Below are 10702 nucleotides of genomic sequence, written 5' to 3'. Positions count from 1 at the left end.
CTCTCCTGGGTGGTCACGAGGTCTCTCCCTGAAGTACGAGTGAAGGAACGGCGTCGTCGGGGGTGGCGAACGGGGCCGGGTCGGCCGCCAGTTCGGCCAGTAGCACCGTCTCGACTGCGACGGCGAGGGCGGCGACGGTCCGCTGTTCGAAGAGGGTGTGCAGGGGCAGGTCCAGGCCGAGGGACTGGCGCAGCCGGGCCGCCACCCGGGTGGCGCTCAGCGAGTGCCCGCCGAGGGCGAAGAAATCGTCGTGGCGGCCGATCCGGGGTGCGTCCAGTACGGAGGCCCACACCATGGCGACCAGTTCCTCGGTCTCCCCGGCGGGCGGCTCGTACCCGGTGGCGGCGCCCGCCGCGGCGGGCGCCGGGAGCGCCCGGCGGTCGAGCGTGCCGTTCGGCGTGACGGGCAGCCCGTCCACGACGACCAGCACCGGCACCATGTACTCCGGGAGGGAGCGGGCCAGTTCGGCGCGCATCGGCTCGGTGTCGGGGGCCGGGTCCGCCCCGGCCTCCGGGACGACGTACCCGACCAGCCTGCGCTCGCCCGGGACGTCCTCGCGGACGACGACCGCCGCCCGGCCGACGCCGTCGAGGCGGCCCAGGGCCGTCTCGATCTCGCCCAGTTCGATCCGGAAGCCGTGGATCTTGACCTGGTCGTCGGTGCGGCCCAGGTACTCCACCGAGCCGTCGGCCCGGTGGCGGGCCAGGTCACCGGTGCGGTACATGCGCGAGCCCGGCGGGCCGAACGGGTCCAGGGGGAAGCGCTCCGCGGTCAGCGCCGGACGCCGCAGGTATCCGCGGGCCAGGCCCGCGCCCGCCAGGAACAGCTCGCCCGCGACCCCCACCGGGACCGGCCGCCCCCGCGGGTCGAGCACGTACAGCGAGGTGTTCCAGATGGGCCGGCCGATCGGCACGGGCCCGGCGTCCTCGCGGCGGCAGTCCCAGTGCGTGACGTCCACGGCCGCCTCCGTGGGCCCGTACAGGTTGTGCAGGGGCACGTCGAGCACGTCGAGGAACCGGTTCTTCAGCTCCTCGGGCAGGGCCTCGCCACTGCACACGACCCGCCGCAGCGACCGGCAGCGGCCCGCCCGCGGATCCTCGACGAACGCCGCCAGCATGGACGGGACGAAGTGGACGGTGGTGACCGCCTCCTCCTGGATCACCCGGCTGAGGTAGCCGGGATCCTTGTGCCCGCCGGGCTCGGCCACCACCAGGGCCGCGCCGGTGATCAGCGGCCAGAAGAACTCCCACACCGACACGTCGAAGCCGAACGGGGTCTTCTGCAGGACCCGGTCGTCCGCGCCCAGCCGGTACCGGTCCTGCATCCACAGCAGCCGGTTGACGATGGCCGAGTGCTCCACGACGACGGCCTTGGGCCGCCCCGTCGACCCGGACGTGTAGATCACGTACGCGGGGTGCGCCGGCAGCGGCGTCCGCCCCACCGCACCGGGGTCAACGTCGTGGACGGCCCCCGGATCGAGCCGGGGCAGGTCCGCCGAGGCCGGCAGCGCCGCCGCCACCTCGTCGTCCGCGAGCAGCAGGACGGGCCCGGCGTCGGACAGCAGGTACGCGATCCGGTCCGCCGGCAGCGACGGGTCCACCGGAAGATAGGCCGCTCCCGACTTCAGTACGGCCAGCAGCGAGACCACCATCTCGGTGGAGCGGTGCAGGGCGACCGCGACGATCCGCTCCGGACCGGCGCCCCGGGCGCGCAGTGCCCGGGCCAGCCGTTCGGCGCGGGCGTCGAGTTCGGCGTAGGAGAGGCGCTCGCCCCGGAAGACGGTCGCCGGGGCGCCGGGCGTCCGGGCCACCTGCCGCTCGAACAGCTCCACCAGCGTGGTGTCGGGGACGGGCACGGCGGTGCCGTTCCACTCCTGGATCAGCCGGTGCTGCTCCGCGGACAGCAGGTCCACCTCCCCGACCGGGGTGGCGGGGGCGTCGGCGACGGCCGTCAGCAGCCGCTCCAGCGCCTCGCCCAGGCTGCGCGCCGTCCGCGCGTCGAGGACGTCCGTGCGGTGATCGAGGTGCAGCCGCAGCCGTTCCCCGGGCAGCACGATGAGGTTGACGGTGTAGTGGGTGGCGTCCGAGCCCTCCACCCCGGTCAGCCGCGGCCCGCCGGCCAGGTCCCGCATCGACTCCAGGTCGAGCGGATAGTTCTCCAGGACGACCGTGGTGTCGAAGAGGGCGCCCAGCCCGGCCGCCCGCTGGATACCGGCGAGCCCGACGTGCTGGTGGTCCATCAGCTCCGCCTGCTCGTCCTGGAACCGGGCGAGCGCGGCCAGCAGCGGCTCGCCCTCCCGGATCCGGAACCGCACGGGCAGGGTGTTGATCAGCAGGCCGACCATGTCCTCGATGCCCGCGACGTCAGCGGTCCGCCCGGAGACGGTCCCGCCGAACACCACGTCGTCCCGCCCGGTCACCCGGCCCAGCAGGATCGCCCAGACGCCCTGGACCACGCTGTTGAGCGTCACGCCCGCGGTACGGGCCCGCGCGGCGAGCCGGGCCGTCAGCTCCGCCGACAGCTCCACCGGGGCCCGCTCGGGCAGCGCGTCGATCCGGTTCGGGTCGGCCGCGCCCAGCAGGGTCGGCTCCTCCAGCCCGGCCAGCGCACCGTTCCACGCGGCCTCGGCGGCGCCGTCGTCCTGGCGGGCCAGCCAGTCCAGGTGCGAGCGGTACGGGACGCCTTCCGCGACCGGGCCGGGCTCACCCGGGCCACCGGACCCGGCGCGTGCGGCGAGCTCGGCGTATCCGGTGAGCAGTTCGCGCAGCAGCACCGCCGAGGACCAGCCGTCCCAGACGATGTGGTGGTTCGTCATCACCAGCCGGTGTTCGCCCGCGTCGAACCGGACCAGGGTGAAGCGCACCAGCGGCGGCCGCTCCAGGTCGAAGCGGCGGGCCCGGTCGGCCGCGAGCAGCCGCTCCCACTCCCGCTGCCGGTCCGCGGACCCGAGTCCGCCGAGGTCCACGGCCTCCCACGGCGCTTCGGCGGACTCGACGACGATCTGCACCGGCCGGTCCAGACCCTGGTCGGTGAAGGCGGAGCGCAGCGAGGTGTGGCGGCGCAGCAGCCGGTCGCAGGACGTCCGCAGGGTCTCCTCGTCCAGGGAGCCGTCCAGGGTGAGGACGATCTGGCCGGTGTAGGCGTCCATCGCGCCCGTGTCGAAGGCCGAGTGGAAGAAGAGCCCCTCCTGGAGCGGTGAGAGCGGCAGCACGTCGCAGAGCCCCGCGTAGCGCGCGGCCAGGGCGTCCGTCTCCGGCTGCGACAGCCCGACCAGCGGCAGGTCACGGGGGGTGAGCCGGCGCGGTCGGGGGGTGCCCGTCCACGCGGCCAGCAGGCGCAGGGCGTCGCCCCAGGCCGCCACCAAGGCGTCCGCCTCGGTGTCGGTCAGCAGGGCCTGCGGGGAGGTGACGACCGCGGTGAAGGAGGGTCCTTCGGCGCCGTCCACGGCCATGGCGTCGATCTGCAGGGCGTGTTCGACGGGCATCGCCGGATCCACCTCGGCGCGCAGCCCGCCCGCTTCGGGAGCAGGGCTCCACGGCGTCTCGCCGCCGCCGGAGAACCGGCCCAGGTAGTTGAACAGCACCCGGGGGCGCGGGAGCCCGGCCAGTTCCGCCGCGGTCCGCGGATCGAGCCGGCTCAGCAGGCCGAAGCCCGTGCCGTGGTCCGGTACGGAGGCGACCGCCGTGTGGATCCGGGCGACCAGATCGGCGAGGGCGTCGCCGCCCCGGGCCGCCGCGTCCAGGTCGAGGCCGTCCAGGTCGAACCGGACCGGGTACTGGGTGGTGAACCAGCCCACGGTGCGCGCCAGGTCGTGGCGGCCGGTGCGGTCGACGCGGCCGTGGCCCTCCAGGTCGACCAGCAGCGACCCCGGGGCGGTACCGGGGGAGCGCAGGCGGTGGGCCGCGAGGACCAGCCCCGCGAGCAGCACCTCGGCCGGGCCGGTGCGCAGCGCGCCGGGCACCCTGGACAGCAGCGGCCCGGCGACCTCGGCGGGCAGGCCGAGCGTCAGCGTGCGCGTGGTGCCGGCGGTGTCCCGCAGCGGGTCGGGGATCCGCTGCCACGGCTCCCGCGGGTCCGGGGCGTCCCCGGTGGTCTCCAGCGTCGAGCGCCAGAACGGGAGCTCGGCGTGCACCTCCGGGGAACGCGCCTGGAGTTCCAGGTGGTGGGCCCACGCACGGAACGAGACCTCCCCGTCCGCGGCCGGAAGCGGACGCGCGGCGACGGCGGCCTCCCAGGCCGCGGCCAGGTCGGCCGTCAGGATCCGCCAGGACACCCCGTCCACGGCCAGGTGGTGCACGCACAGCAGCAGCCGGTCCGGCGCCGCCCCACCGGTGTCGAAGCGGACCGCCCGCAGCATCGCCGAGGCCGCCGGGTCCAGTTGTCCGGCCGCCTCCCGGGCCGCTTCCGCCATGACCGCGGCGCGGGCGGACTCGTCCGACCCGGCGACGTCGACGGTGCGGTACAGCCCGGACACGTCGACCGAACCGGGCTCGCCGATCGTGCACAGGGGCCCCTCCGGGCCGGCGGTCACGCCGAGGCGCAGCGCCCCGTGCCGGTCCACGACCGACTGCAGGACCCGTACGAGCGTCGCGTCGTCCGCGCCCTCGGGCAGGGCCAGCACCATGGACTGGCTGAAGCGGCCGATGGGGCCCGGCCCGTCGAGGAGCCAGCGCATGACCGGCGTCGCGGGGAGCGGACCGCACTCCGGCACGTCCGGACCTGCGGCGGCCCGGGAGGTTCCGTGGCCGGGGTCGCCCACGGCCGTGGCGAGGGCGGCCGCGGTCTTGTGCGCGAACACCTCGCGCAGGGTGAAGGAGAAGCCCCGCGCCCGCGCCCGGCTGGTCAGGCCCAGGGCGGTGATGCTGTCACCGCCGAGCTCGAAGAAGTTGTCGTCCGGGGTCGCGGTGACGCCGAGGGCCTCGGAGAACAGCGCCGCGAGCGCCTGCTCGGTGGCGCCGTACGCACGCTCGGGGTGCTCCGGGCGGGCCCCGGCCTCGGGTACGTGGAGCCGCGCGCGGTCGACCTTGCCGCCCGGGGTGAGGGGCATCCGGTCCACCGCCACGAAGGTGCGGGGCACCATGTAGCCCGGCAGGACCCGGCCCAACTCGGCCGCGAGCACAGCTGGTTCGGGCGCCGGGCCGCCGTCGCCCGGCGGCGCCACGAAGGCGACGAGCCGACGGGCTCCGCCCGCGGGGGCGTGCACCACGACCGCGGCCTGCCCCACCGAGGGCTGCCGGCCGAGCACCGCCTCGATCTCGCCCAGTTCGATCCGGTGTCCGTTGATCTTGACCTGGCGGTCCACCCGCCCGAGGAACTCCAGTTCGCCCCGCGACGACCAGCGTACGAGGTCTCCCGTCCGGTACATCCGCGCACCGGGCACACCGGAGAAGGGGTCGGGCACGAAGCGGTCGGCCGTCATGGCCGCGCGCCCCGCGTACCCCTGGGCGAGACCCGCGCCGGCCACGCACAGCTCGCCGGTCGCCCCCGGCGGCAGCAGCCGCAGCCCCCGGTCGACCACGTACGCGCGGTGGTTGACCATCGGGCGCCCGATCGGCGGGATCCGGCCGTGCGAGGGCGGAACCACCCGGTGCATGGTCACGGACACGGCGGCCTCGGTGGGCCCGTACGCGTTCCAGACCTCGCGGCCGTCCACCGCCCAGCGGTCGACGGCGTCCCCCGACGGGGCCTCGCCGCCCGTGGACAGGAAGCGCAGCGCGGGCAGTCCGGCCGGGTCCAGCAGCGGCAGGAGCGCCGGCGGCAGGTCGGCGACCGTCACCGCGTGCTCGGCGAGCAGCGCCTGGAGCCGGTCGACGTCGAGCCGCTCGGCGTCGGTGGCGAGGACCAGGGTGGAACCGCTCAGCAGGGAGCCGAACACGTCCAGGACCGACACGTCGAAGGACAGCGAGGCGAACCCGAGGAACCGCTCCGCGTGCCCGGACCCGCCGGAACCGATGCCGTCGCCCGCGCCGCACAGAGCGAGGTGGCCGCGTACGAAGTCGACGGCCGCCGCGTGCGGGACGACGACGCCCTTCGGCTCGCCCGTACTGCCGGAGGTGTACAGCAGGTACGCGGCGGACGCCGCCGGCACCGGTACGGCCCTCCGGCCGCCACGGACCCTCTCGGTCGGCGCGCCCGCGTCGACCACGGACGGGAGGTCGTGCGGCAGCCGGTCGCGGCTGCCCGGCCCGGCGACGACCGTGCGCAGACCCGCGTCGCGGACGATGTAGGCGATGCGCTCGGGCGGCAGGCCGGGGTCGAGCGGCACGTAGCAGCCGCCCGCCTTCAGGACACCGAGCAGGGCCGCGACCATCGACGGCGAGCGCTCCACGCACACACCGACCGGCGTGCCCGGTTCCACGGCCGGCCGCAGCCGGTCCGCGATGTCCTCGGCCCAGGCGTCGAGTTCCCGGTAGGTGACCTCCTGGCCGGCGCAGATCACGGCGGCCTTCCCGGGTATGCGCGCCGCCGCCTCCTCGAAGAGCGTGTGCAGCAGGGCGTCCCCGGGTGCGGGGTCGGCGCCGCCCTCGGCGAAGGCGGCGAGCCGCTCCTCGTCCTCGGCGGTCAGGAAGGGCAGCGAGCCGACCGGGGTCTCGTCGTCGGCCGAGGCGAGCGCGACCAGGAAGCGGGTGAACCGCACGCGCAGCGCGTCGAGTTCGGCCGGTCCCAGGTCGGCGGCGTCACCCTCGGCCTGCACGGTCAGCGGGCTGTCGCCGCCCCGGTCGTAGACGTTGAGGGAGACGTGCTCCACGGGGCCGACCGAAAGGTTGTGCGCGGAGGCGGGAGCACCGGCGAAGGACAGCTCGTAGTCGAAGGACATGAGGTTGACGGCGGCGTCCCACAGCCGGGGCCCGGTTCCGGTGAACTCCTCGATGCGGTACCGCTGGTGGCGCAGGGCCTCCTTGATGCCGGCCGAGGTGCTCCGCAGCAGCTCCCCGACCGTGGTGTCCGCGGTGACTGGCAGCCGCAGCGGCAGCACCTTGGAGAACATGCCGGGTGTCCGGCGGGCATCCGGGGTGGTGCGGCCGGTGACCGGCAGGCCCAGGACCACGTCCTCGGTGCCGCCCGCGCGGTGCAGGTGGGCGGCGGCCGCGGCCATCACCAGCGCCGACCAGCGCGTGCCGTGCCGGCGCGCGGCGTCGCGCAGGGTGCGGGCGTCGGCGGGGTCGAGGTCTCCGCTCACCCGCACCGTCGTACCCGAGGCGGGCGCCGGGACGCTGCCGGTGAAGGACACGGGCTCGGGGGCGCCGTCCAGTCGGGTCCGCCAGAACTCCCGGTCGGCCGCGCACCGTCCGGAGCCCGCGTACTCCTCCTCCTCGGCCACGATCCGCTCCCACGGCGTGCTCTCGGGGGCCGGGACGGGCTCTCCCGCGACCAGCGCCGAGTACACCTCCGCGGTCCGCCGCGCGAGGATCGAGCCGGTGATCCCGTCCGCGACGAGGTGGTGGTAGCCCTGCATCCAGCGGTACGTCGCCGGACCGGTCCGTACCAGGAGGTGCCGGCACACGTCCCCGGTCGCCAGGTCCGTAGGCCGGGCCAGCTCTGCGCGCATAAGCCGCTCGGACTCGGCGTCCGGGTCCGGGTGGTCGCTCACGTCGGCCGTCGCCATCCGCAGCGGCGGCGGACCGGCGGGTATCTGGTGCACCACCGCGTCCACCTCGGCGAAGCGGACGCACAGCGTCTCGGTTCCGGCCACCGTCGTGCGCACCGCTTCGGCGAGCAGCGCCGGATCCACCGCCCCGCGGATCTCCAGGTACTCGGCGATGGTGTAGTCGAGGCGGGTGGGGTCGAGCTGCTGTGCGAACCAGACGCCGTTCTGCGGCGGGGTCAGGGGCAGCGGCCCGCGGTCGTGAGTGGCCATGCGGTGGTCAGTCTCCTCAGTCGGATCGGTCGATCAACGACGACGTGAGGCCACTGTCCGCGACGGCCGGACGGTCCCGAAAGTCCCACTAATACGCCTCTTGACGACGCCCGATCCGCTCGGAGAAATCCTCGGTACCGCGATCACGTGACAGGTGGATCCAGGTGCTCCGGTCCACGGCACACCCCGGGAACCCAGGGGCCGGCGGTGCGGGCACGGATCCTGACATCGATGTCGAGGTGTCGGCGCGTGCGGAGGTGCCGGCACCGGCACCGGCGCTCTCCGGGCCGTCGGGTGCGAGCAGCCCGTGCCGGTGGGCCAGGTAGCCGAGCTGGAAGCGGCTCGTCGCGCCGAGCTGACGCATGATGGCGGAGACATGGCGCTGGCAGGTACGCACCGAGATGCCGAGGGCGCGGGCCGTGGCACGGTCGTCGTCGCCCCGCACCAGGTGTTGCAGGATGGATCGTTTCGCCTGGTCGGCGACGCCCTGGATGAAGGCCTTCTCGCGCGGTTTGCCGATGGGCTCGCCCGTCGCCCACAGCAGGTCGAACATCTCGGCGACGAACGCGACCAGGTCGGGACTGCGGACGAGCAGGGCCCCGCCCGCCGTTTCCGGGAGCGGGAGGGCGAGCAGGGAGCGGTCGAGGACCAGGCACCGGGCCAGGCCGCCGGACACCGTCCTCGCCTCGGCCCCGAGAGCCGCCAGCTCCGTCTCGTACCGCAGGGTCGGCGGGTCGAAGCGGGCCGAGTGCTGGTACAGCGTGCGCACGGGGACTCCACGGGCGAGCAGGTCCCGGTGCCGGAGGCGGGCACGGCGCAGCTCGTCCTCGTGCAGGGGGCCGCCCGGCTGTGCGCTGAGCACCTCCTGCGTGCACGCGGCGGAGTGCCGGTCGAGGACGCGCCGCAGTTCGGCCGCCGACTCGATGCGCTCCAGCGGCGGCCCCTCAAGGGTCCGTTGGCGCGCGGCGTGCACGATGGCCAGCTCCGCGAGCTGTCCCCGCATGCGCAGCAGGTCGAGCTGGGCTCCCTGGACGCGGTCCTCCCACCGCTTGAGCAACCGCGCGGACACCTCGGTGGGGTTGGTGGCTGCAAAGCAGTCGGGGCCGGTCTGCCGGACCAGGCCGCTGGAGACGAGGGCGTCGAGGGTACGGGCCATGGTGCCCGGTTCCGTCCGGGCGCGCACCTGGCTTCCCTGGAGGGGCCCGTGTTCTGCGAACTCTCGGTAGAGGGCCATCTCCTCGGAGGTGAGCTCACGAGGTCGATCACGGTCCTGCGGGCGGTTCGGTGCGCCTGGTTTCATTTCGCTGCCCTCTCGTTCGCATCCGTCGCGATCGCGATGCTAGGAGACTCCGCGACGGCCCCGCCGCCACAGGAACGTGTATCAGACACATTTCTTGCTGCCGGGACGTGGGGGGAGGGTGGCGCAAGTTCCTTGATCCGGTGCGGAATTCGCCGGACGGGGCGAACCGGGCGGCCGGACGGCGCCGTACGGCGGACCCCGATGGGGATGGCCGGAACGCGCAGGGGTCCGCCTGGAAATTGCAGCAAGTTCTTGCTGTCGTCTTCCCGACAGGCGGTAAGACGACGGTCGCGGCCCATTGGCGGGTGGCCGTCCGCCCCTCGATGCTGATCGGGCGCGCCGATCGGGGATGCGCTCCGCGCAGGAAAGGTGCGAACGCATGTCGATCCCAGACGACCGGGCGGCCCGCCCGTCGGGGCCGCCCGGGCCGGCTGCCGGGCTCAGTCGTCCGCCGGATGGATCACCTCGACCCCCTGGTCGCGCAGCACCTCGATCACAGGGGAGTCCGCCGGGGCGTCCGTGACCACGAGGGCGATCTCCTCCATGGCGCAGATGCGGCCCAGCGCCGCCCGGCCGATCTTGTCGGCGGTGGCGACGAGGACCACGCGCTGCGCCGCGGCGACCGCCGCCCGCTTCACCTGGACGTCGTCGAGGTTGTAGGCGGTGGCCCCCTGGACGGGATCGACCCCGCAGCATCCCAGGACGAACGTGTCGAAGCAGAGGTCCTTGAAGGTCTGTACGGGCGTGGAGCCGTAGAAGGACAACTCCTCGGGGCGCACCTGCCCGCCCGGCAGCACCAGTTGGATGCCGGGGTGCGCGGACAGGGTGAAGGCCGCGTGCAGGGAGAGGGGGGCGACGGTGAGCTGGCGGTGCGCCATGGCCTTGGCGACGGCCACGGCGGTGGTACCCGTGTCCAGCGCCACCGTCTCGCCGTCGGTGAGCAGGTCGACCACGGCGCGCGCGAGCCGCTCCTTGGTCTGCGATCCGGACATGGCCCGGATCGCGTAGGGAGGCTCGACGCCGCCGGGCAGGCTGCTCACCGCGCCGCCGCGCACGCGGCGCAGGGCCCCCCGGGACTCCAGTACCTCCAGGTCCCGGCGGACGGTCATCTCGGACGCCCCGGTGGCCTGGGCCAGCTCGGCCACCGTCGCGCGGTTCTGCCGCATGAGCAGCCCCACCACGAACTTGTGCCTCTCCATCACGTTCATGTGTCTGCTTTTAGCACAGATGGAGGCACCGGATGGCTGGGATGCGCGCTTCGAGCATCGAATTTGTTGAAACGAACATTCAGCGTGTGTAGTTTGTGCGGAACCGTGGGAACTTCCTGCCGCTGTGAACGTTGATCGTGTTCATTCGGCCGCGACCGATGAGGAGAGCCATGACCGCCACCCATGAGGCCGAACTGCCGGAAGGGGGGAAGCCCCTCCTCACCACCGTCGCGATCGGGGCCTCCTGCCTGGCGTTCGTGGTGATCGGCGCCCTCCAGGCGCTCTACGGTCCGGCGATCCCGGCCCTGCGCGACGAGTTCGGCATCAGTCCGGCCG

Annotated in this window: 3 protein-coding genes; all 3 read right to left on the bottom strand. The window is 74.3% G+C overall.

The features are described 5' to 3' along the window. Positions 1 to 13: 13 nt before the first annotated feature. The 3 genes from ACWGIU_RS17320 to ACWGIU_RS17310 all read right to left on the bottom strand — a co-directional run bounded on the left by ACWGIU_RS17320 (position 14) and on the right by ACWGIU_RS17310 (position 10366). On the bottom strand, positions 14 to 7858 hold the full coding sequence (locus ACWGIU_RS17320; protein WP_453706679.1) for an amino acid adenylation domain-containing protein: 7845 nt from the start codon (positions 7856 to 7858) through the stop codon (positions 14 to 16). Positions 7859 to 7946: 88 nt separating this feature from the next. Beyond that, positions 7947 to 9092 carry a helix-turn-helix transcriptional regulator gene (locus ACWGIU_RS17315; RefSeq protein WP_453706677.1) on the bottom strand — a complete coding sequence of 382 codons (1146 nt, stop codon included), beginning with the start codon at positions 9090 to 9092 and terminating at the stop codon, positions 7947 to 7949. A gap of 506 nt (positions 9093 to 9598) precedes the next feature. Further along, a complete protein-coding gene (locus ACWGIU_RS17310) occupies positions 9599 to 10366 on the bottom strand; it encodes a DeoR/GlpR family DNA-binding transcription regulator (RefSeq protein WP_453706675.1) in 768 nt (255 codons plus the stop codon). Positions 10367 to 10702 lie beyond the last annotated feature (336 nt).

It is taken from the genome of Streptomyces sp. NPDC054840, from assembly GCF_053611065.1.
This window is presented reverse-complemented; position numbering and strand designations above follow the sequence as displayed.